Below are 21925 nucleotides of genomic sequence, written 5' to 3' on the forward strand. Positions count from 1 at the left end.
CGCTCATCAATGATTGCGAATGCAACTTCCAGTCGCAATGTCCGCTTGCAGTTCCTGAAGTATCTGCTGGTCGGCGGCCTGAACACCGCGCTCGCGGCTGCGGTCATCCTCGGCGTACAAGCAGTGGGCGCAAGGCCGGTGATCGCCAACCTGATCGGGTACGGCGTCGGCGTCGTGGTCAGTTTCGCGCTCAACAGCACGTTCACTTTCCAGACGGCCGCCACGCGCCATGCGGCCATGCGTTTTCTCGTCGTGGTGCTCGTTTCGTATCTCGCGAATCTGGGCGTCGTCCTGCTCGTCTTGCACATCACGCGCGCGCCGACCATGGCGCAGTTGAGCGGCATCCCGGTCTATGTGATCGTGGGATTCATCGGCAACAAATATTGGGCCTTGCGCGCAGTGCCCGCGCATAGGTAGGCGGGCCCGCTACTTGTCGGCATGCAGCACGCACGAATCCTGAACGTGCTTCGCATACCGCCGCGCGATCATGCCGGATTCACCGGCTTCTTCCAGCTTGCGCTTCGCATAATCGCGCGTGGTGTCGAGCAGACGATACTGCACACTGTCGCCGCGCACTTCGGCTGAGAGCATCGACTTCGTGACCAGACTCGCCACGGCGCCCACGATGCCAGCCGAGGTGACGCCTTCGTCGGATATGACAGCGCTCGCCGATGACAGCGTGAACTCCCCAGGAAAGACCGAGATACGCCGCAGCGCGAGACGCTCGATATCCGGCAGCAACTGATGGCTCCATTCGAGCGTGGCGAGGAAGCTCTTGTGCCGCTCAGGCGCCGTGCGACGTCCCTGTGCGAGCGTGAAGAAGCGGTCGTCGAGCAGGTTGAGCACCTCAGCCGCGCCGAACGCATTCAACAGCGTGGCAGCCAGTTCGATGGCCAGCGGAATGCCATCCAGCCGCTTGCAGATGCGGCCGATCGTCGACGCCTCTTCCGCGCTGACCGTGAAGTCGCCGCGTGCGGCAAACGCGCGCTCCAGAAACAGTTCGACAGCAGGATAGCGCAGCGCTTCGTCGGGAAGGAGCCGCGCGGGATCGGCGGGACACTCGAGCGGTTCGAGCCGGTAGACGTGTTCGCCCATCGCCTGCAACGGTTCACGGCTGGTCGCGAGAACCCGCGTTTGTGCAGCGCTTGCGCTGATGCGTTCGGCGAGGATGGCCGCGGCCTCGATGACATGTTCGCAGCCATCGAGCACCACGAGTTGCGGGCGGCTGCGTGAACGGAAATGAGCGGCGAGCGCGGCGAGCGGAGCATCGCCATGCGGTGTCAGCCCCAGGGCCTGAACGACGGCGCGCGGCACCAGACGCGGGTCGACGAGGCCGGTCAGATCGACGAAACACACATCGTGCTCGGCGGCTTGCGCGGTAGCATGCGCGACCGCCAGCGCGACGGTCGTCTTGCCGATGCCGCCCGTGCCCGCCACGGTCAGCACGCGTACGCGCTGCAAGCGTTCAAGCAGATCGGCGATGACCGCCGCCCGTCCGATGGGGCGCACCAGCGCGGCCGGAAGGTTGTGCGTCACGGCATGCGGCGCACGCGATCCGTCCGCGGCATCGGCAAGCGTTTCGCGCGTGACGGGCGCCACGAACCGATAACCTTGCCCGACGACCGTGGTGACGAAGCGCGAATGCACGGGCTCGTCGCCGAGCGCCTTGCGCAGCGCCGCGATATGCACCTTGAGATTGCTTTCCTCGACCACGACGCGAGGCCAGGCCCGCGCAAGCAACTCCTGCTTCGTGATGAGTTTGCCGTGTCCCTCGACAAGCATCGTCAACAGATCCAGTACGCGGCTGCCCACCGGCACGCGCGCTTCGCCGTCGAGCAAGGCTTGCTGCGACGGAATCAGCCGGAACGAGCCGAAGCGGTAGGCAACGGCCGCTTCATCGGGCGGGCTGATGGGGCCGCTTATCACGCCCGGGGCGCGGACTGCAGTCTGTGCATGCATGATGCGTCGTTCCAGTAGGCCGCGGGATACGTACCGCGGAAGTGGGTTGCGTCCATGAGGGACCTCACTGTTCTGTCTTCGTGCGCCGCGTTTCCTGCGGCTGCGGGGGTTGATCGGCTGCGCGTTCAGACCGGACGGGTCGAACCTCGCAAGATGACTTCGCAACGCAGACTCGTCGTGCTGTATGGCGTTTCACGCGCCGTCCGCAGCCTTCTGTCGAGTACGTCGGCAATGGCTTGCGCCACGCCGTTGATGGGCTGCGCCACCACGGTGATGCCGGGCTCATACAGTCCGAAGAGCGGCGGGTCGTCGAACGAAACGAGCGACACACGCTCCGGCACGCGGACCTTCGAATCCTTCAGGCAACGCAATACCCCGAGCGCCATCACGTAGTTGCCGCAGAAGATCGCCGTGGGCGGTTCGGGCAGCGACAACAGGCGGGCGGTCGCATCCGTGCCGCCCTGGATCGACCAGTGACCCGAAATCACGTAACGCTTGTCGACGGTCAGGCCGCGCTCGGCCAGTGCATCGCAATAGCCCAGATAGCGTTCGTTGGCGGCGGTGTCGATCAGTTCGCCTGTCACGATGCCCACGCGCCGGTGGCCGATATCGAGCAGATGCCGCACCAGGTTCGTCGAGGCTTCGCGGTTGTTGACGAACACGCGGTCCGCCGGAAGCCCGGCGAGGTCGTTGTCGTACAGGACCAGCGGCAGGCCGGTCGAGATCAACTGGTCGACACGCTCGAACAGATGCTCGACGCCCGACATTACCAGCGCATCGATGCGTTGCGCCGACAGATAATCGAGGCCGTCTTCCATCAGGCGCGTGTCGCCGCCATGGCAGTAGATCAGCAGCGCACGTCCGTCGCGACGCAGCGCGCGCGACAGATGTTCGAGCATGGCGCCATGGAATTCATCGAACGAAGGTGCAAGCAGTCCGACGACGTGCGTGACATCGGTTTTCATTGCGACGGCTGCCGCGTTTCTTTTGAAGTTCAATGCACGGATCGCTTCCTCGATCTGCTCGCGGTTCGCGCGGCGGACGGAAAAGCCATTCAGATAGCGCGATACGGTCCCCACCGCGACTTTCGCGCGGCGCGCCACGTCCACGATGGTCGCGGAACGGGGTTTGACGGCTTCGTTCGAGTTGTCGTTTTTCATGAGTCGCCGCTGTGCCGTGAGGTGTCCGTCATTCGGTTTCGAAGACCACCGCCGCGTGGATCCGCAAGCGGGGCAGCGTGATCTGCACGGCGCCTTCCGCGTCGCAGGTCCAGTCGAGCGGCTCACCGGAGAGGGCGTCGTAGCAGCGCGTCGGCGGGCGCGGAAGACGCACGCAAGCCGATACCGGTCCAATGGCCGCAATGTCCTCGATGATCTCCATCATGCGGGTGCCGCCCCCTTCGATCGGCATGGCCTGGCCGCGCACTTGCGCCGGGCCGTGAAGCAGGTGCAGCACGTATCGCTTGCTGCGCGCCTGATACGTGAGTGCGAGCCGCCCCGACGACGGCAGGTCGGTGGTCACGGTCGCACGCGGCAGCAAGCGCTCGATCAACGCTTCCACGATGTATCGATAGACCGGTTGCCCCACCGCCCGGTACAGCCTGAAGACCGGATGAGCGAGATAGGCACGGCCTCGATGGATCGATGCAGCCACGCCGGACGGTGCCGCATGCACGTCGTCGGGCGCGTGCATGTGCGAGCAAAAACGTTCGGCCGTGCGGTTGAAGTAGGGCGGACGGATCACGCCGAGCACCTCGGCGCCTTGCGCGCGAACGTGCAATGCATCGTCATAGAAGACGACCGGGCTCGCCGGAATGCGCGCGTCGAGACCATCGTTCATTGCAACGTAGGTGGGCTTGAAACCCGTGCTCCCGGCTTCGACGCACAGACCGAAATCGAGGGCAAACGCATCGTCTTCATTCTGACCAGAACGCCATGACGCCAGCACGGTGCCGCCATCCGCGAGAAAGGCTTTGAGTCGCTGTGCAAGCGCGCCATCCACCGGAATCTCGTCAGGCAGGATGATCAGGCGGTAGTCCTCGAAGCGGGCATGCCGATCGATGACATCGAACGGTCGATGCGTTTCGAGCAGCATCTGCACCGCCCCCTCGTCGCTGGGATGCGCGCGGTTTGCGCCGGGCCGCATGTGTTCTGCCGAGAGAATCGCGATCTCGGAGACCTGTACTGCACCCTTCAGGAACGGTTCGAGCTTCTCAATGCGCGCATACGCCGGCGCGATGCGTTCGTAGGTGCTGTGATCGATCGCGCCGCTCGGGTGCAACGCGTCGCCGACGAGGCACTTCGAACCCAGCGCGGCCATCTGCGTGCATTCGTAGTCGAGCGCGTCCGGATGCTTGAAGCCGCCGAATTCACCCCAGCCCGCGTGGAATTTGCCGGTGTGCGCGACGTATTCGAGGCCGAGTGTCGCGGCATGACGCGCGCTCGCGGGGAAATGGGTGTAGCCCCAGCCCCCGGTCGGCAGGCTCTCCAGTTCGAGATGCGTGTAGTGCCGGTAACGTCGGGCATCGCCCTTGGAGATGTGCCCCGCGTTGTAGAACACGCGCAGGCGCGGGAACTCGGCGAACAGCGCGTCGCTGGTCTCGGCGCGAAACTGCGCGAGCACGGCTTCGTCGTTCAACAAACGGTCGCCGGCACGGGCGGAATCGAGCCCGCTCGACTCCATGCGCGCGATGCAGTTCGCGCAACAGCAGTCGCTTGCCATGACGATGTCGAAGAACAGACCCGGCGGGTCATAGCGAGAGACCACTTCACGCGCCTGATCGAGAATCCGCTGGCGCAACGGTGCGTGGCTCAGGCAAAGGGTCTGCCAGTGCGAGGCGGGTGGCGCGGCATCGGGCGCGCGCCGCACGCGCCACTCGGGATGTTCGCGGGCCGTCTGCTCGTCCCACTGCACGGTGAGATAGACCGGGCTTTCGATGTCGGCTTCTTTCAGTGCAGCGATCATCTCGCCCAGCAGATCGGGCCGGACGAGGTTCGGGTGGACACGGCCCACGCGCGTCGGATAGTAAGACCAGCCGTGATGGCACTTCGCGAACACCGTGATCGAATCGACGTTCGCCTGCTTGAGCGTGGCGATGAAGTCGGCGGCATCGAATGCTTCGCCGACACGCGGAATGTGCTCCGACGTGTGAAAGTCCAGATGGATGTGCCGGTAGCGAAGGGGATGAACGTCGCGTCGCACGAGAGGGCTCATGGCGTCATTCCTTGCTGCCGCTGCGGCTCAGGGCGCCGCCTGCGAACTGCCGTTGAAACAGGATGAACATCATGAGCGGCACGATGGCCGTGATGAGGGCGGCCGTCGCGCGCAGGTTCCAGCTGGCGTCATACGTGCCGGCGATGCGTGCGAACGCCACCGGCAATGGGATTTGCGAGCGCAGATACAGCAGCGGCAGCAGCAACGCGTTCCAGGTCCACAGGAACTGCAGGATGCCGACCGCACTGATCGCCGGAAGCAGGTTGGGCAGCACGACCCGCCAGAACACCGCCACCGGGCCGCAGCCATCGATGCGCGCAGCCTCGATGAGTTCACGCGGAAAGTCTTCGAGGAAGTGCTTCACCACGACAATCGACCACGCGAAGGAAAGGCCGACATACGGAATCGCCACGGCAAGCACATGGTCGATCAAGCCCCACTCGCGCCATAGCCGGAACAGCGGCAGGACGATCATCTGTTGCGGCAGCACGAACGTGGCGACGATCAGAAGCAGGATCGTGCGCCGCAGCGGAAAGCGCAGGAAGTGGAAGGCATACGCGGCGGGTGGCGTGAGCAGCATGGTGGCGAGCGTGGCGCTGCCGGCCAGCTTGAACGTCACCCAGAAAGCGTTCAGCAGCGGGAATTGCGACCAGATGTCCCGCCAGGAAGCGAGCGTCAGCGTGAACGGTCCAGTGGTCCACCAGCCGAGCGCGGCCTCCTGCACCGGACGAAGCGACGTGACGACCACGCCGACGACCGGCACGATCCAGATGCATGCCACCAGACTGACAAACATCGTGGCCCCGCGCGAGGAACGGGTCATGGTGCCTCCGCCGCGCGTCGGACGATGTACGGGATCGACACGAGCAGCACCGCGGCCAGCAGGACAAGCGTGGCGGCCGCGCCATAGCCGAGCTTGAACTGCGTCATCGACTCGCGATACATGAAGAAGCCGAGCGTTTCCGTGGAACGGACCGGTCCGCCGTTCGTCATCACGAACAACATGTCGAAGGCGCGCAGGCTGCCGATCAGCGTGATGAACGTCGAGACTCTGACGCCTGGCATCGAAAGAGGCATGACGATGTGCCGGATCAGCGCAATGCCCCTGGCGCCGTCCATGCGGGCCGCCTCGATGATCTGCGCGGGAATCGCTTGCGTGGCGGCGAAGCACAGCATCAGCGGCAAGCCAGCCTGTGCCCACGAATACGCGATCACGAGCGCGGCGAGCGCGGTCGATGGGTCGCCAAGCCACGCATGCGCGAAGCGTCCGAGGCCGATGCCTTCCAGCCCCGCGTTGAGCAGGCCGCCCGAATCCGGCCGGAAGATGCCGAGCCAGATGAAACCCGTCACGGTCTCGGAGAGGCCGTAGGCCGCGAAGATCATCACGCGTGGAATGCGCGTCGCCTTCGGGGCGAGCGAGCAGGCCATCGCGAGGCCCCAGCCGGCGCCGACTGACAACAACGTTGTCGATGCCGTCCAGATCAGCGTGGTCCGCCATGCTCGCTGGAAGTGGCTGTCCTGGAACAGGGCCTCGTAGTTGCCGAAGCCGATGTAATGTCCCGCGCCGAGGCCTTTCATGTCGGTGAAGCTGAGGCGGATCGTGTCGATCAATGGATAGGCCACGGCCAGGCCAAAGAGGATCACGACAGGCGCGATGAGCAGGCAGGCGGCGCGCGTGTCGCTCCATCGCGAGGCATGGATGCGCGAGCGGCGGCGTTGGCCGGCGTCCTGCGCGCACGGTCGGCACAGGGCCGACGCGTTCGCCGCGACACCCGTGAGTTGCGCCAGACGATGTTCGTGTTCGTTCATCGAGGCTCGTGATCCTGAGGTTCACTGCCTGCGCCACCGGGCGCGGGCATCATCGATACGACGACTGGGCCTTCTGTTCGATTGCGGCGAGCACCTTGTCGATGGTGGCGTCGCTCGGGTCCTGCAGGAAGATCTGGAGTTGCACGCGATACTCGTCGACCAGGTCGCCCGGCAAGAGATCGCCGAGTACGAACTGACTTTTCGAGGCCTTCACAGCATTCGACGACACCGTGGCCACTGGGCTTAGCTGCGCCGTATCCGCCTTGGCGGAAGGCGAAGCCAGCCCGCTTTTCGCTTCGATAGCCGCGGCTTCCGGGCCTGTGATCCAGCGCATGAATGCATCGGCGGCAGCGGGGTTCGAACCGGACTTCAGCGCGACGAATTCCTTCGTGTCGATGCTCGCTGTGTCGTCATGACCGAGTCCGAGCGCGGGGAACTGGAACATCGCATAGTCCACGCCTTCCTTCAGGCCGTAGTCGCTCTTCGCCCGGCTGTTCACCCACATGCCGATCAATTCATAACCGTGCGAGCCGGACTTGAGCACCTCGTTGGCAGCGCCGTCCCATTCGGTCGCGAGCATTCGATCGGGCGGGTCGCAACATCCGGCGCGCAGCATGTCGGCATACAGGCGCAGCGTCGTGCGAACGACGGGATCGGTCCAGCGGATCCGGTGCGCCGCGAGTTTCGATGCCGCGTCCACGCCGCCCACGCGCAGCAGCAAGGTCTCGAACCATTCGGCATGCGCCCAGGTTTTCGCGGGCATGGAAATGGGCGTGATGCCGGCCGCGCGCAACTTGCCGAAGCTGTCGAGGAAGGTGCGCCACGTCTTTGGCGGTTCCACGATGCCGGCCTTCTTCAGCCCGTCCGTCCGATAGAAGATGCCGCTGCGGTCGCCGAACGTGAAAGTGACGCCGTAGGTGACGCCCTTGTATTGCCCGAGGCGCCGCCATGGTTCGCTCAGATCGACGGTGTTCCATTGCGCGTCGAGCGGGCGGAGCATGCCTGCATCGGCCAGCTCGGCGCGAAACGCGGGCCAGGTGTTGACGAGCAGGTCGGCTTTCTCGCCGCCGAGCAGCGCCGTGCGGATGGCGCCGCGCGGGTCGCCCTGCACCGTGAGATTGATTTCGCGAATCCTGATGTCGGGATGGCTGCGCTGGAAGGCGCTTTCCATTGCATGCATGACTTCGCCTTCCGAGCCCGACAACCAGCTGATGATCACGAGCTCGCCGCTCTGCGCCGACGCGAGCGAAGGAGCAAGGATGGTTGTCATTGCAACGACTAAAACGAACGCCGACAAGACGCTAGGCATTGCCCTGCTCCAGAGCCGGAGAAGTGGCTCGATAACAGTTTCAGTTTAATTGAAACGTTATCAACTTACTTGGAGGGTGGCAAGAATTGGTTTCGTGCTTATAAGGCATTCGTCTTATCAAGGTAATCGTATGAATGTTTTCCGTAGCACGGCGGCAAGATTAGCGCGTTTTCATGTCACTATTAGATTCACTTAATTCGGGCGCTTATTTTTGCTCGATAGCGTCATTACATTAGTATTTTCTTGCAGTCAGACGCTCAAGTTCCTTTATGGGACAACACAACACCTACGCCGGGGCAATGAAGCTATCTGCCAAGGCGGCCACATTCCGCCCTTTGATGACAGCGAGAAAGCCATGAAAAATTCGTTTCTCAGGAAGTTGTGTGTGCTGCTGTTCGTTCTGGCGACATTCATTCCACCGGTCGCCGCCTGGTCAAAAACGGTCGTGATTGGTGGGAAGAATTTCACCGAGCAGCAATTGATGGCGGAACTCACCGCGCAATTGCTCGAAGCCAAGGGCTTTTCTGTAGACAAGAAAGTCGGCATGGGCAGCATGGTGCTGCGTCAGGCGCAAGAGAATGGCCAGATCGATGTGTACTGGGAGTACGTCGGCACTGCACTGAACAACTACGACAAGTTCACCGACAAGCTCAGTGCGCCCGACATGTATCGAAAGGTCAGCGAACTCGATGCGCCGAAGGGCCTCGTCTGGCTCGAACCATCGAAGGTCGACAACGTCTACGCGTTCGCGATGAATCAGGACGAGGCGAAGAAGCTGGGCATCACTTCGATCAGCGATCTCGCCAAGATAGTGCGCGGTGGCCAGACCATGGTCTTCGCCTGCAATTCCGAGTTCTACGGCCGCGCGGATGGATTGCGTCCGCTGGAAAAGACCTACGACTTCAGCTTCGGTCCCAGTGAGATCAAGCGGATGGATTCGGGCCTCACGTATCAGGCGCTGAAGGACCGGCAAGTCAACGTCGCGCTCGTGTTCACGACGGACGGCCGCATTCCCGCGTTCAACTTTGTCGTATTGAAGGACGACAAGGGGTTCATCCAGCCGAACACACTGGCGCCGGTGGTGCGCAAGGCAACGCTCGACGCCAATCCGACACTCGCGCCCGCTCTGAACGCACTAGCCGCCAAGCTCGACACGCCCACGATGATTCGTCTCAACGCGAGCGTCGATCTCGAGAAGAAGTCGTTGCAAGATGTCGCCCGCGCCTTCCTGCAGCAATCCGGACTGCTTTGATCACATGGACACAGCGCCACATTCCATGAAGGCATCTACCGCTGGCTTCATTCACGAACTGACTTTCGATGATCTGCCCGATCACGTGGTGGAACAGGGCAAGCTGTGCCTGCTCGACTTGTTCGGCGTCGCGATGATGGGCCGGCGCACGGCCTTCTCGCGGATCGCAAGCGATCATGCCGTTGAATTTTTCGCCGCTGGCAGACTGCGGTCCCGTCTGCTGTTCGACGGGCGCACGGCGAGTCCACTCGGCGCGGGGCTGGCTGGCGCGATGACGATCGACAGCTGCGACGGCCACGACGGCCATGCGGAGACCAAGGGCCACGTGGGCGTGACCGTGATAGCCGCGCTGCTCGCGCTTGCCGATTTGCAGCGCGACATGAGCGGTCGCGAATTCCTGACCTGTATCGCGCTGGGTTACGAAGTCGGCACACGGGCAGGCATCGCGCTGCATGCGAGCGCGTGCGATTACCACACGTCGGGCGCCTGGAACGCGCTCGCGGCGGCGGCGCTCGCTGCGCGGCGGCTCGGGCTCGATGCGAACCAGACGCGCGAAGCGCTCGGCATTGCGGAGTATCACGGGCCACGCAGCCAGATGATGCGTTGCGTCGATCATCCGACGATGGTGCGGGACGGCTCGGGCTGGGGCTGCATGGCGGGGCTGAGCGCGGGCTTCCTGGCGCAGCAGGGTTTTACCGGTGCGCCTGCCCTCACGGTGGAGCAGGAAGCATCGCGCGTGTACTGGAACGATCTCGGCGAGCGCTGGCGCATCATGGAGCAGTACTTCAAGCCGCAGCCGGTGTGCCGTTGGGCGCACCCGGCAATCGACGCGGCGCAGCGGCTCAGGCAGGAACACGGCTTTGCAGTTGGCGAGATACGCGCGGTGCGCATCCAGACGTTCCACAACGCGATCCGTCTCGATCATCCTGAACCCAGGACCACTGAAGTGTCGCAATACAGCTTGCCATTCCCGGTGGCGGTCGCGCTGAAATACGGCGCCGTTACCCTCGACGCGCTTCAGGGCGCGGGCCTCGAAGATCCCGACGTGCTGCGTGTCAGCCGTCTGATTCGCGCGGAAGAACATGCTGGATTCAATGCGCTGTTCCCCAGGCAGCGCTATGCGAACGTGACCGTCGAACTGAACGATGGGCGACGCTTTGATTCAGGTCCGACGCAGGCGCTGGGCGATCCCGATCTGCCGTTCGGCGCTGCGGCGCTGCGCGAGAAGTTTCGACGCTTTGCCGAAACGGCCTGCGACGCAAAACACACGCGCGCGCTGGAGTCGCGGGTCGATAACCTGGCAGACAGCGGCGAGACGGTAGCGCCGCTGCTCGAACTGGTACTCGACACGATTCGCGTCATGCCCGTCGAACGATGAGAGCCAATCCGTGAGCGATTCATCCCGACTCGATATCCGGGCCCTGCGTGTCTTCGACGCGGTCGCCTCGAGCGGAAGTATTTCGGCAGCGGCCAGCGCGCTGGGCGTCACGCAGTCCGCTGTGTCGCAGGCGGTCGGGCAGATCGAAGAGATTCTCGGCACGAAGGTACTGGACCGCAGCCGGCGTCCGGTGCTGCTCACGCCTGCCGGCATCGCGCTGCGGCGGCACGCCCGAACGGTCGTCGAAGAGATGGAGCGGCTGCTTGCGGTGGTCCGTGAAGCGGACCTGACGGGCCGGCCGGAGATTCGCATCGGCATGATCGATTCATACGCGGCCACCGTGGGACCGGCGGTGGTCAAGCACACGATTGCACAGGGCAATCAGGTCGTCCTGCGTGCCGGGTTCGCCGACAGTCTTTCGCTCGCGCTGCTGCAACGGCAACTCGATCTGATCGTCACCTCCGATCCCATGGACGATATGGATAACCTGGTGCGGCGGCCATTGTTCGTGGAGCCGTCGCTGCTCGTCGTGCATGCAGCGCGGCGCGAGCAGTATCGCTCGGCCGATCTTCAGACGCTTGCGCGCGAGTTGCCGTTTGTTCGCTTCAGCAAACGATCGCATTATGGCGCGGTGACGGAGCGGTATCTGCGGCGCTGCGGTGTAAGCGCTGATCGCCATCTGGAGATCGACGCCGCCGACGTACTGCTCGCGATGGTCGCGGCCGACCTGGGATGGTCGATCTGTCCGGCCCTCGCATTGTTGCAGGGTCGGGCGCACTTGCAGGACATCGCGGCCATCCCGGTTGCCGATCCCCCGCTGGTGCGCACGATCTTCCAGGTCTCGCGTGCGGGCGAATACGAAGACACTGCGGAATTCCTCTACCAGACCAGCCGGCGCGTGCTTGAGAAAGGTGTGTTCGCCGAGATACGGGCGCGGCTTCCCGAAGTCGGGGCGAAGCTGCATCTCAGTTAGCGGCGGGGCGTGGCTTTGCATCCTGGACGCGCCTGTATGCGTGCGGGTAACACTACTGACCCGATAGCGGCGGCGACAGACGCCGAAGCGTGTCTTCGAACGCGCTGGCGATGGCGGATGGCGCGCGGCCAGCGCTGCGCATCGCATAGATCGGCATGGTCACGGTGGGCGTGAACGGCCGGAAGACAATTGCGCGGTTCTTCGCGAGCCGCGCCGTTTCGGCATCGACGAGGCCGATGCCCAGACCGTTCTCGACCAGTGCGCACAAGCCCAGTCCCAGCCCGATCTCCAGCGTGGACTTTGCCGCGACCTGATGCTCGCGCAGGGCGAGATCGAGTCCGGCGCGAATCTCGTCGCCCGACGACGACAGCAGGATCAGCGCTTCGCCGGCGAGGTCGGCGACCTTCACGCGCTTCCTCGCGCACAGTCGATGTCCCTTCGGCAGCACGCACACGGTCGCGAGATCGAACAGCTTGCGGCGCAGCACGGAATGTTCGCCGGTCTTCGACTGCGCGATGCCGATGTCGATGCGTCCTTCCGCCACCATCTGCAGCGTGCGCGACGAATCGTGCGACTGGATCGTCAGCGATGCCTCCGGATAATCCCGCATGAAAGAAGCCGTCACGGCGGGAATCCAGTCTGACGCCAGCGCCGGAATCGCGCTCACGATGAGGCGCGTGTGCTTCATGCTGGTCAGCCCGCTGGCGAAGCGCGTGAGGCTTTCGATGCTGTCGTAGGCACGCTGCACTTCCGCGTAGAGGGCATGTGCCTCGAGCGTGGCGACGAGGCCGCGGCCCGTGCGCTCGAACAGGCGCAGGCGCAGGTCGCGTTCGAGCGCATGCAGGGATTTGCTGATGGAGGGTTGCGACACGTACAGCCGCGCGGCTGCCTGCGTAATCGAGCCGGTCTCCATGATGACCTTGAACACTTCGGTCTGGCGGAAGTTCATCGCGACATAGCCTCAGGTTATGGACCTACGAGCAATATGAATTTGACGACCGCATTATGACTTTCCAATATTGGCGTGCGGATTCGACCCATTGCACACCAACGTGGAGAACGCAGTGAAGCGATACCTGACGTCCTGTTTGCTCGCACTCGTAGTCATCTCGTCCCTTGCCGCGCACGATGCCCACGCGGCGCCGGCCAACACGTTGCGGGTCGCGCTCGGCACCGGCGCCACCACGTTCGATCCCGCCTTCAACGACCTTCCCGCCGGCGACACCGTGGACCGGCTCGTCTTCAACGGTCTGTTCCGCTTCGACGACCAGGACATCGTGCAGAAGGATCTGGCCGAGCAGTACACGTATTCGGACGACGGACTGACGCTCACGGTCGTCATTGCCCGTGGGCGAGTGTTCAGCAACGGCCGCCCGCTGGACGCGGCCGCCGTCGCGGCTTCCTTCGAACGCTTGCTGTCGCCGGCAACCGGCTCGATCTATCGCGGCCTCTATGGCGCGCTGGGCAAGGTGGAGGCCACATCGAGCAATACCGTGGTGTTTCACCTCGCGCAAAAGAACGGTCACATCCTCACGTTGCTGGCGAGTTCGCCCGCCAAGATCGTCGATGTCAAACAGGTCGCGGAAGCGGGCACGGAATTCGGCCGCAAGCCGGTCGGCAGCGGGCCGTATCTCGTCGACCGGTTCATCGGCGGCGAATCGTACCGGCTCGTGCGCAACCCGAAATACAACGGGCCTGCGCCCGCAACACTGGACGCGATCGAGTTCGTGATCGCGCCGGAAGACGGTTCGCGCATGGCGCTGTTGCAGACCGGCGACGTGCAGATCGCCGAACGCGTACCCGCCGAGTCGATGGACTCGATCAGGAATCTGCCGGATGCCACCGTGGTGACGGGTCCGGACATGTTCTCGCTCAACCTGGAGATGGTGCTGCGCGGGCCGCTCGCCGACAAGCGCGTGCGCGAGGCGCTGAACCTCGCGGTCGATCGCGCGGGCATCATCAAGGGTCTGCTGCGCGGGCTCGCGACACCGTCGGTGGGCATGCCCGGGCCCGGCACGCAGGACGCGCTCCGCACCACCTTCGCGCCGATTCCTTTCGACCCGAAGAAGGCGCAGGCGCTGCTCGCGGAGGCAGGCATCAAGCCCGGCCAGCTTGCGTTGACGCTGACCTGTCCGAACGGACGCTATGTGAAGGATGCGCAGATCTGCCAGGCGCTCGCGGGCTCGTTTTCGGCGATCGGCGTCAAGGTCAAGGCGAACGTGATCGACCGGGCGAGCTGGACGGTCATCGTGAATTCGCCGGTCGACGCGCGCAAGGACAACTTCGCGATGGTCGGGCGCGGCACGGCGGGCATGGACTACACGCTGTACCGCCTGTTCCACACGGGCGTGGACAGCAACCGGAGCGGCTTCAGCAACCCGCAAGTCGACAAGTTGCTGGAAGAAGGGCGCCAGTCGACCGACCCGGCTCAGCAAAAAGACCTCTACGGCCAGATTCAGAAAATCATCTGGGACGAGCGGCCGTACGTGTTCCTCTGGTATCCGATGCAGGCCTACGGCATCAGCAAAAAAGTGCAGGGCTTCGTCATGCGGCCCGACGAGACCATGAGTTTCGAGCGCGCCGCACTCAAGTGAGCGTGGCTGTTTCCTGACCGGAGATGTTCATGAGATCGCTTGCCCGTCTCGGGACCTCGCTGATGACGCTCGTTGCGGTCTCGGTGCTGGTGTTCGCGTTTGCCAATCTGATGCCGGGTGACCCGGCGCGCATCCTGGCCGGCTCGATGGCATCCACGCGCGACGTCGAGGCCATTCGCGAGCAACTGGGCCTGAACAAGCCGCCGCTCGCGCGCTACGTGCATTTCGTCGCCGGGCTCTACGAGCCTGCTTACGCGATGTCGTATCAGACGCGGCGTCCGGTTGCCGTGGAGATTCGCGAGCGCCTGCCGAACACGTTGATCATCGCAGCGGGCGGCCTGGTCGTCGGGCTGTTGTTCGGTATCGGCGCGGGCGTGCTCAGCGCGCTCAACCGCGGCTCGATGCTGGATGTCGCCATCACCGTGGTCACATTAGCCGGCATTTCAATGCCGATCTACTGGCTCGCGCTGCTGTGCATCTGGCTCTTCGCGGTGTCGCTCGGCTGGCTGCCGGCAGCGGGCGCGTCGACCCCCGCGCATTTCATCCTGCCGATACTCGTAGTGGCGACGCGTCCAGCCGCGATGTTCAGCCAGCTGGTCTCCACGAGCCTGTCCGAAGTGATGTCGCGCGACTATCTGGACCTTGCCCGCTCCAAGGGCCTGTCGGCCTCGCGCGTGATGGTGCGTCACGCGCTGCGCAATTCGCTGGTCGCGGCCGTGAGCGTGGCGGGCGTGCAGTTCGGCGCGATGCTCGGCGGCGCGGTCGTCACCGAGACCGTGTTCGGCATTCCAGGCGTGGGACGTCTGCTGGTGGACGCGGTATCGGCCGCCGACTATCCGGTGATCGAATATTCGATCCTGATGTTCGCGGTGTTTTTCCTCGTGATCAACCTTCTCACCGACGGCATCACGAAATGGCTCGACCCTCGCACCCGCTGACATGGACACCCCAACACAAGGAGCGCGCAACATGGCGAACGTGACCGGTCTGTCGGGCGCGGTGACGAACCCGCCTCGCGCCAGGATGCGCCTGAGGCTGCTGCGGCAGATCCTGTCACAGCCGAAGGGCGTGATCGGCGTCGCCCTGGCGCTCGGCTTCGTGCTGCTGGCGCTGCTGGGACCTTCGCTCGCGCCGTTCGATCCGCTCGCGCAGAGTTTCTCGGATACCTTGCAGCCGCCCTCCGCCACACACTGGTTCGGCACCGATCAGCTCGGTCGCGACATCTTCAGCCGCGTGCTGACCGGCGCGTCGATTTCGCTTGCGATCGGCATGGGCGGCGTGGCGCTCGCGCTGGTGTGCGGCGTGCCGCTCGGCATCATCGCCGCCTGTCAGCGCGGCAAGACCGATACGGTGATCATGCGCGGCATCGACGTGATGCTGAGCTTTCCCGACATCATCTTCGCGCTCGCCATCGTGGCGCTGCTGGGCGCGGATACGAAGAACGTGATCGTCGCGGTGGGTCTCGTGTCCATTCCGGTCTATGCGCGAACCGTGCGCGCGGTGACCTTGAGCGTGCTCGCCGAACCGTATATGGAAGGCGCGCGCGCGCTCGGCTGCGGGCCCTTGCGGCTGATCCTGCGCCACGTGCTGCCGAATATCAGCGGCGCCGTGCTGACGCTGTCCAGCCTCTTGTTCGCCTCGACGCTGCTGACGGCGTCAGGACTCGGCTTCATCGGACTGGGGGTGCAGGCGCCCGCGCCGGAGTGGGGCGCCATGCTCGGCGACAGCCGCTCCTATCTGCAATCGCAGCCGTGGATGGCGGCCTTTCCCGGCGTGTTCCTCGCACTGGCCGCGCTCGCGTTCAATCTGCTGGGTGAGGCCTTGCGCGTCGTGTTCGATCCGACCGCGCGCCATGCGCCCAGGAAGTCCTCGGTACGCACGCTGGCTGAACGACTGCGCACGCGTGCAGGGAAGGACGCGGACGCGCTGGCGAACCCGCCGCAAGCAGCGCACTTGCGCGAGCATGCCGCGCCTGTCCAGGTAAGCGATCTGAGCGTCGATTTCGTGGCGGGCCGCATGCGCCGCCGCGTCATCCGCTCGGTCGATCTCACCGCGCAACGCGGCCGCACGCTTGCGGTCGTCGGTGAATCGGGCTCGGGCAAGAGCACGTTGCTGCGCACGCTGGGCACCTTGCTGCCGATGGATCGCGCGCGCATTGCGCAAGGCGTCGTGTCGATAGCCGGACAGGACGTGGCCCGGCTCTCCAACGAAGCGTTGCTCGAACTCAGGCGTGCTGCCATCGGTTATGTGTTTCAGGACGCGGGCAGCGCGCTCAACCCGGTGCTCACGATCGGCGCGCAACTCGCCGAGGCGGTCCGTCTGGGCACGAACCTGTCACGCGATGCCGTGCGGCTGCGTTGCATCGAGTTGCTCGCTGAGGTCGGCATCTCGGCGCCGGAGAGCCGGCTGCGCATGTATCCCCATCAGTTTTCGGGCGGCATGAAGCAGCGCATCGTGATTGCGATCGCACTGGCGCAACGTCCGCAGATCCTGCTCGCCGACGAGCCCACCAGCGCGCTCGACGTCACCATCCAGCGTCAGATCCTCGATTTGCTGCGCAAGCTGACCGGCGCGTCGTGCATGACGACGGTCATCGTCACGCACGATCTGGGCATGGTGGCGCGCCATGCCGACGACGTCGCGGTGATGTATGCCGGAGAGATCGTCGAGCGAGGTACGGTGAGCCGCGTGTTCGCGGGTCCGCTGCATCCCTATACCGTGGCGCTGCGGCGCTCCACGCTCGCGCTCGACGGCACCCGGGGCCGTTTGCTGAACGCAATCGAAGGCGAGCCGCCGTCGCTCGATGCGCCCGGCGTCGGCTGTCCGTTTCAGCCGCGCTGCACGCGCAGCAAGGCGCGCAGCGAATGCAGGACGGCGCGCCCGCTGCCCCGGCCGGTCGACGGCGTCATCGTCGCCTGTCATTTCGCCGAGGAAACCGCATGAACGCTCCGCATGATCCGGTATTGCGCGTCGTCGATGTCAAGCTGCACTTTCCGGTGCAAGCCAGGCTCTTTCGCGGCAAGGACGCAGCCATGGTGCGCGCGGTGGACGGCATCAGCTTCGAGGTGCCGCGCGGCAGTTGTTTCGCGGTGGTCGGCGAATCCGGGTCCGGGAAAAGCTCGCTCGCACGCCTTCTGGTCGGGCTGGTCGCGCCGACATCGGGCGAAGTCTGGCTGGACGGCGCACCGCTCTCGAAACGCACGCGCGGCGAGTTGCGACGCATGCGGCGCCGCGTGCAGATGGTCCTGCAAGACCCGCACGCGTCGCTCGATCCACGCATGACCGTCGAGCAGATCCTGAAAGAGGCGCTCGTGGTCCACGCGCTCGGCGACGGCGCCAGCGACCGGTCAGCCAGGATTGCACGGGTGCTGAACCGCGTGGGGCTGGGCGCCTCGTTTGCCGGGCGCTTTCCTCACGAACTCTCGGGCGGTCAGCGGCAGCGCGTCGCGATTGCGCGGGCGATCATCTGCGAGCCCGACGTGCTGATCCTCGACGAGCCGGTGAGCGCGCTCGACGTCTCCGTGCAGGCGCAGGTGGTCAACCTGCTGATGTCCTTGCAGCGCGAACTCGGTCTGACGTATCTCATCATCACGCACGACCTGAGTCTCGTCGGTCATATGGCCGACGCCGTGGGCGTGATGTATCTCGGGCGCTTCGTCGAGCAGGGCGAGGCCGCGCAGGTATGCCGCACCCCGCAGCATCCGTACACCAGGAGCCTGTTTGCCTCCGTGTATGGCAGCGTCGGCGGCCAGCCATGCGACGGCCCGCTGGAAGGCACGGTGCCGAGCCCGCTGGCGCTGCCGGGCGGATGCACCTTCCACACGCGTTGCCCCGCGGCGCGCAGGCTCGCGCAACGTGGCGGCGACGTCGTCACGCCCGACGGCGACGGCCCCGCCGTTCCGGCCATCTGCGCACACCACACGCCCGAGCTCAGACGGGTCGCGACGGAACACACCGTCGTGACGTGTCATTTCGCGGGCGCGGAATCCATCGAGCACGTCTGAATTCAACAGCGAGGAAAGGTCGAAAGCAATGTCAAATACAGTCAATGGCGTAGCCGATATCGTGATCGTCGGCGGAGGGATTTATGGTGCGAGTCTCGCGTACGAGCTTGCCGTCGCCGGCAAGAAGGTGACGCTGCTCGAAGGCGCGGAAATCGCCAGCGGCGCATCGGGCGGTCCGGGCGAGCGGGGTGTGCGGGCCAATAATCGCGACCTGCGCGAATTGCCGATTGTCGCGAAGGCAATCGATCTGTGGCAGGACTTCCAGAACCGCTTTGAAGGCGGCGTGGGCTATCGGCGTCTGGGCGGCCTTCAAGTCTACGACCTGCCGTACGGCCAGCGCGAACACGAGGTCTTCGGCCAGATGGAGGCGCGCGCGGCGGTTCAGAACGCCATGGGCGTGCCTACCGAGATCCTGTCGCGCGAAGCGACGCTCGACAAGGAACCGGAGTTGTTCAAGGGCGTGCGCCATGCGCTCTATTGCCCGAAAGACGGCGTCGGCGATCACACTTATGCCACGCGCCAGTTCGCGAAGGAAGCGGCGAAGGCAGGCGCGCTGATCCGCAGCAAGGCGTTCGTAACCGGGATCGTTCACGAAGGCCGCAGTGCGACCGGCGTCAAGCTCGATAGCGGGGAAATCGTGCGGGTGGGCGAGCAACTGGTGATCCTGTCGAATGCGGGCGCCCTGTCGTTGCTCAAGCCGATTTTCGGGGCGAACGAGATCATGCCGGTGTGGAACATTCATCCGCAGATGATGTATGTGACGAACCCTCACGGCAAGAAGGTGAACCATCTGCTGTCCCACGCGCACCGGCGTCTCGCGATCAAGCAGATTCCGGACGGCACCCTGATGCTGTCGGGCGGCGTGTCGGTGCGCTATACCCAACCGGACCTGTGGCACGGCTCGCTGAGTTCGACGGCCATCAACCTGACGGATTCGATCTCCACGCTGCCGTTTCTCGACGATTCGTCGTTCGTCAAAGTGGATGCGTCGCGCACCGATACCGTCGCGCTCGACGGCGTGCCGATCATCGACAGGCCGCACGCGCTGGGCAACACGATCTACGGCTTTGCCTGGAGCGGACACGGCTTCGCGATCTCGCTCGGCTTCACGCATTACTTCAGGGAGTGGCTGCTGACCGGCGAGAAGCCGGCCGCGCTCGACGCGTTCAGCCCGGCGCGCTTCATCAGATAAACGGGAAGGCAGCAGGATGGACTGCTCGCACAACATGCTTGGAAATCAGGATACCGCATGAATGACACATTGGATGTGAACCGTCCGGGCAAGCACACGTACAGCCTGGCAGAACGTGCTCTCGGTAGCCGGGACAGCGGCGACGACACCCTCACCTGCATCACGAACGGCGCGGGGCCATCCGTCGTGGTATGCGGCGGCATTCATGGCGACGAATACGAGCCTCAGATCGTATTGCGCCGCCTGATTGCATCGCTCGATGCCACGGATGTCGCAGGCCGCCTGATCATCGTCCCGTCGCTGAATTTTCCGGCGGCGCACGACGGCCGGCGCGTGTCCGTGAAAGACGGGCTGAACATGAACCGCACGTTTCCGGGAGATCGGAACGGTTCGGTGACGCAGCGGCTCTCTGCCTTCCTGAATGACGCGCTGTTTCCGCACTGTGACCTGCTGGTCGACGTGCATGCGGGCGGGAGCGGCTGCATCGTCGTGCCGATGGTATTCGGCTGGACGGCCGGGCAATGCAGCATGACAGAGCGTGATCTGGACGGCCTGATGGAGACATGGGGCTATCCATACGTGCAGCATGTGCCGGTCGTCGACACGACGTCATGCGGCGCGGCGCTGATTGCGAACATACCCTCGATCGAGATCGAAGGCGGCGGGGGGAGCCTCTCGGCGTCCGAGCTGGAGTTGATGCTGGCGGGCCTGCGACGCGGGCTGCGCGCGTATGGCGTCTTGAAAGCGGCGGCGGATGCGGATGCGGTGAAGCCCGCACCCGCCATCCATCTCGACGTGACCGATGACAACCAGTATTTCGCGCCGGTGGCAGGCGTCATCGAGCATACGGTGGCGCTGCGTGACTTCGTCGACGCCGGGCAGGTGGTCGCGCTCATGCATTCGGTCGACGGCGCCTATGCCACGCGAGAGGTCGTCGCGCGCCGTCCCGGCCATGTGCTGCGGCAGAGCACGCTGGGATTCGTCGGGCAGGGCGCGCTGGTCGGCAATACGGGGACGCCGCGCCGTCAGGCATGACGCAGCGGAGGCGGGGCTGCGGCGGGTCGCCATCCCGCCATCCCGCTGTCGCGTGGGCATGCGGGCTGGACTGGAGATGCGCTTCGCCTCCGCTACGGACGGAGGCGAAAGCGTGCTTCGAGAGAAGCTTCTACGGTGTGCTCCGCGCTCTCACAGTCCTTCCTGAGCCGCATGCATGGACGGGACATCGTTCGCCGGGACGCGGGTTGTCGTCATGACGTCCTCGGTGCCGTGAGCGGTCATCGCCGCGGCTTCCGCATGCAGGAAACGAATCAGGGGTTCGAGAAGCGGATGCGGCTCGTGCGGGTTCCGCCGCACCACGAAGCGCCACGACGCCTGCTTCGCGCCGCCATGCAGGAGCGGGACAAGACGGCCGCTGCGCAACTCGAAATCGATCAGCGGGGCGCGGCCCAGCGCAATGCCCGCACCGCCCACGGCCGCGCCGATCACCTGGCTGAAGCTGCTGTAGCGGACGATCTTCGACTCGAAATCGACCGGCAAGGTGAACGCGGAGGTCCAGTTGCGCCAGTCGATCTCCGGGCTTGCCTCGTGCATCTCCTGCAGCAGGCGGCAGCGGCACACCGCCTTCGACGCGAACGGGTACATCTCGGGGCTGCACACCGGAAACACCGTTTCGCGCAGCAGCACGTCGTCGTCCGGTTTCAGGCTGCCTTCATGCACGTGGACGATGGCCAGATCCACGCCGGTGCGCACGAAGTCCGGTTCGCCATCGAGCACGACCGCGTTGATCGGGTAGTGCGGATGCATGGACGAGAAATCCGCAAGACGCCGCGCTAGCCACATCGAGGAGAACGGCGCATTCGCCGACACGGTCAGTTGCCGCGCTGCGCCGCGAATATCGTCGCAGGCATCGCTGATGAGCGAGAGCGCGCTGCTGGCGGCAGGCAAGAGCCGCGCGCCCGCAGGCGTGACACGGATACCGCCCAGACCGGTGCTGCGTTCGAGCAGCCGCGCGCCCAGCGCTTCCTCCAGCGCGCGAATCTGATGACTGACCGCGCTGGTCGACACGTTCAACTCCGCCGCCGCACGTGCGAAACCCCCGAGCCGGACGGCTGCTTCGAAAGCGCGCAGGGTGTTGAGCGGAGGAAGACGGGTCATGGGGGTAGTGTAAGTTATTCAACACCCCCATGAGAAATGATCTTTTGCCGCGCGCATGCGCCGCGCGTAAGGTGTCGCAACGTTGTCG

18 protein-coding genes are annotated in these 21925 nt (G+C 64.7%); 10 read left to right on the forward strand and 8 right to left on the reverse strand.

Annotation, left to right across the window (positions count from 1 at the left end; genetic code table 11):
* Positions 1-45: 45 nt before the first annotated feature.
* The gene (locus QCE88_RS17650) at positions 46-417 is read left to right on the forward strand and encodes a GtrA family protein (protein WP_309904425.1); all 372 of its coding nucleotides are present in this window, start codon (positions 46-48) and stop codon (positions 415-417) included.
* 9 nt (positions 418-426) lie between these two features.
* Here QCE88_RS17650 and QCE88_RS17655 read toward each other — a convergent pair whose 3' ends face one another.
* The 6 genes from QCE88_RS17655 to QCE88_RS17680 form a co-directional block, all read right to left on the reverse strand.
* Entirely contained in the window at positions 427-1959 is a 1533-nt protein-coding gene (locus QCE88_RS17655) for a winged helix-turn-helix domain-containing protein (RefSeq protein WP_309904426.1), read from the reverse strand.
* Between the two features lie 125 nt (positions 1960-2084).
* Entirely contained in the window at positions 2085-3119 is a 1035-nt protein-coding gene (locus QCE88_RS17660) for a LacI family DNA-binding transcriptional regulator (RefSeq protein WP_309904428.1), read from the reverse strand.
* A 28-nt stretch (positions 3120-3147) separates the two neighbouring features.
* A complete protein-coding gene (locus QCE88_RS17665) occupies positions 3148-5172 on the reverse strand; it encodes a beta-galactosidase trimerization domain-containing protein (RefSeq protein WP_309904430.1) in 2025 nt (674 codons plus the stop codon).
* Positions 5173-5176: 4 nt separating this feature from the next.
* On the reverse strand, positions 5177-5995 hold the full coding sequence (locus tag QCE88_RS17670; RefSeq protein WP_309904432.1) for a carbohydrate ABC transporter permease: 819 nt from the start codon (positions 5993-5995) through the stop codon (positions 5177-5179).
* On the reverse strand, positions 5992-6981 hold the full coding sequence (locus QCE88_RS17675) for a sugar ABC transporter permease (protein ID WP_309904434.1): 990 nt from the start codon (positions 6979-6981) through the stop codon (positions 5992-5994). Before QCE88_RS17675 ends, QCE88_RS17670 begins: the two co-directional genes overlap by 4 nt.
* 49 nt (positions 6982-7030) lie before the next feature.
* Positions 7031-8290, reverse strand: a complete 1260-nt coding sequence (locus QCE88_RS17680; RefSeq protein ID WP_309904436.1) for an ABC transporter substrate-binding protein — start codon at positions 8288-8290, stop codon at positions 7031-7033.
* A gap of 355 nt (positions 8291-8645) precedes the next feature.
* Here QCE88_RS17680 and QCE88_RS17685 point away from each other — a divergent pair, with 355 nt between their 5' ends.
* From QCE88_RS17685 to QCE88_RS17695, 3 genes are read left to right on the forward strand one after another with little or no spacing between them, the layout of a single operon-like run.
* Entirely contained in the window at positions 8646-9542 is an 897-nt protein-coding gene (locus QCE88_RS17685; RefSeq protein WP_309904438.1) for a glycine betaine ABC transporter substrate-binding protein, read from the forward strand.
* A gap of 25 nt (positions 9543-9567) precedes the next feature.
* Complete coding sequence (locus tag QCE88_RS17690; RefSeq protein WP_309904440.1) at positions 9568-10920, forward strand: MmgE/PrpD family protein; 1353 nt, start codon at positions 9568-9570, stop codon at positions 10918-10920.
* Positions 10921-10930: 10 nt separating this feature from the next.
* Positions 10931-11893 carry a LysR family transcriptional regulator gene (locus QCE88_RS17695; protein WP_309904442.1) on the forward strand — a complete coding sequence of 321 codons (963 nt, stop codon included), beginning with the start codon at positions 10931-10933 and terminating at the stop codon, positions 11891-11893.
* A 52-nt stretch (positions 11894-11945) separates the two neighbouring features.
* Here QCE88_RS17695 and QCE88_RS17700 read toward each other — a convergent pair whose 3' ends face one another.
* Positions 11946-12842 carry a LysR substrate-binding domain-containing protein gene (locus QCE88_RS17700; protein WP_309904445.1) on the reverse strand — a complete coding sequence of 299 codons (897 nt, stop codon included), beginning with the start codon at positions 12840-12842 and terminating at the stop codon, positions 11946-11948.
* A 115-nt stretch (positions 12843-12957) separates the two neighbouring features.
* Between QCE88_RS17700 and QCE88_RS17705 the strand changes: the two genes are divergently transcribed.
* From QCE88_RS17705 to QCE88_RS17730, 6 genes are read left to right on the forward strand one after another with little or no spacing between them, the layout of a single operon-like run.
* Positions 12958-14487 carry an ABC transporter substrate-binding protein gene (locus tag QCE88_RS17705; protein ID WP_309904447.1) on the forward strand — a complete coding sequence of 510 codons (1530 nt, stop codon included), beginning with the start codon at positions 12958-12960 and terminating at the stop codon, positions 14485-14487.
* Positions 14488-14516: 29 nt separating this feature from the next.
* Positions 14517-15425 (forward strand): ABC transporter permease, encoded by a 909-nt coding sequence (locus QCE88_RS17710; protein ID WP_309904449.1) that lies wholly within the window; start codon positions 14517-14519, stop codon positions 15423-15425.
* Positions 15426-15456: 31 nt separating this feature from the next.
* On the forward strand, positions 15457-17430 hold the full coding sequence (locus tag QCE88_RS17715) for a dipeptide/oligopeptide/nickel ABC transporter permease/ATP-binding protein (protein WP_309904451.1): 1974 nt from the start codon (positions 15457-15459) through the stop codon (positions 17428-17430).
* Positions 17427-18491: an oligopeptide/dipeptide ABC transporter ATP-binding protein gene (locus QCE88_RS17720; protein ID WP_309904453.1), complete on the forward strand. Its 1065-nt coding sequence runs from the start codon at positions 17427-17429 to the stop codon at positions 18489-18491. Before QCE88_RS17715 ends, QCE88_RS17720 begins: the two co-directional genes overlap by 4 nt.
* 28 nt (positions 18492-18519) lie before the next feature.
* Positions 18520-19683: an FAD-binding oxidoreductase gene (locus tag QCE88_RS17725; protein ID WP_309904455.1), complete on the forward strand. Its 1164-nt coding sequence runs from the start codon at positions 18520-18522 to the stop codon at positions 19681-19683.
* A gap of 57 nt (positions 19684-19740) precedes the next feature.
* Positions 19741-20718 carry a succinylglutamate desuccinylase/aspartoacylase family protein gene (locus QCE88_RS17730; RefSeq protein WP_309904457.1) on the forward strand — a complete coding sequence of 326 codons (978 nt, stop codon included), beginning with the start codon at positions 19741-19743 and terminating at the stop codon, positions 20716-20718.
* Between the two features lie 150 nt (positions 20719-20868).
* Here the strand turns inward: QCE88_RS17730 and QCE88_RS17735 are convergent, their stop codons facing one another.
* Entirely contained in the window at positions 20869-21837 is a 969-nt protein-coding gene (locus tag QCE88_RS17735; RefSeq protein WP_309904459.1) for a LysR family transcriptional regulator, read from the reverse strand.
* Positions 21838-21925 lie beyond the last annotated feature (88 nt).

The sequence above is a fragment of the Caballeronia sp. LZ035 genome, assembly GCF_031451175.1.
Lineage (GTDB): Bacteria > Pseudomonadota > Gammaproteobacteria > Burkholderiales > Burkholderiaceae > Caballeronia.

Bases quoted from the DNA above. Each gene is read 5' to 3' on its own strand.
- QCE88_RS17725 (WP_309904455.1), top strand. From the start codon at position 18,520: ATGTCAAATACAGTCAATGGCGTAGCCGATATCGTGATCGTCGGCGGA.
- QCE88_RS17735 (WP_309904459.1), bottom strand. From the start codon at position 21,837: ATGACCCGTCTTCCTCCGCTCAACACCCTGCGCGCTTTCGAAGCAGCC.
- QCE88_RS17665 (WP_309904430.1), bottom strand. From the start codon at position 5,172: ATGAGCCCTCTCGTGCGACGCGACGTTCATCCCCTTCGCTACCGGCAC.
- QCE88_RS17660 (WP_309904428.1), bottom strand. From the start codon at position 3,119: ATGAAAAACGACAACTCGAACGAAGCCGTCAAACCCCGTTCCGCGACC.
- QCE88_RS17700 (WP_309904445.1), bottom strand. From the start codon at position 12,842: ATGAACTTCCGCCAGACCGAAGTGTTCAAGGTCATCATGGAGACCGGC.
- QCE88_RS17690 (WP_309904440.1), top strand. From the start codon at position 9,568: ATGAAGGCATCTACCGCTGGCTTCATTCACGAACTGACTTTCGATGAT.
- QCE88_RS17675 (WP_309904434.1), bottom strand. From the start codon at position 6,981: ATGAACGAACACGAACATCGTCTGGCGCAACTCACGGGTGTCGCGGCG.
- QCE88_RS17685 (WP_309904438.1), top strand. From the start codon at position 8,646: ATGAAAAATTCGTTTCTCAGGAAGTTGTGTGTGCTGCTGTTCGTTCTG.
- QCE88_RS17655 (WP_309904426.1), bottom strand. From the start codon at position 1,959: ATGCATGCACAGACTGCAGTCCGCGCCCCGGGCGTGATAAGCGGCCCC.
- QCE88_RS17680 (WP_309904436.1), bottom strand. From the start codon at position 8,290: ATGCCTAGCGTCTTGTCGGCGTTCGTTTTAGTCGTTGCAATGACAACC.
- QCE88_RS17710 (WP_309904449.1), top strand. From the start codon at position 14,517: ATGAGATCGCTTGCCCGTCTCGGGACCTCGCTGATGACGCTCGTTGCG.
- QCE88_RS17715 (WP_309904451.1), top strand. From the start codon at position 15,457: ATGGCGAACGTGACCGGTCTGTCGGGCGCGGTGACGAACCCGCCTCGC.
- QCE88_RS17730 (WP_309904457.1), top strand. From the start codon at position 19,741: ATGAATGACACATTGGATGTGAACCGTCCGGGCAAGCACACGTACAGC.
- QCE88_RS17720 (WP_309904453.1), top strand. From the start codon at position 17,427: ATGAACGCTCCGCATGATCCGGTATTGCGCGTCGTCGATGTCAAGCTG.
- QCE88_RS17670 (WP_309904432.1), bottom strand. From the start codon at position 5,995: ATGACCCGTTCCTCGCGCGGGGCCACGATGTTTGTCAGTCTGGTGGCA.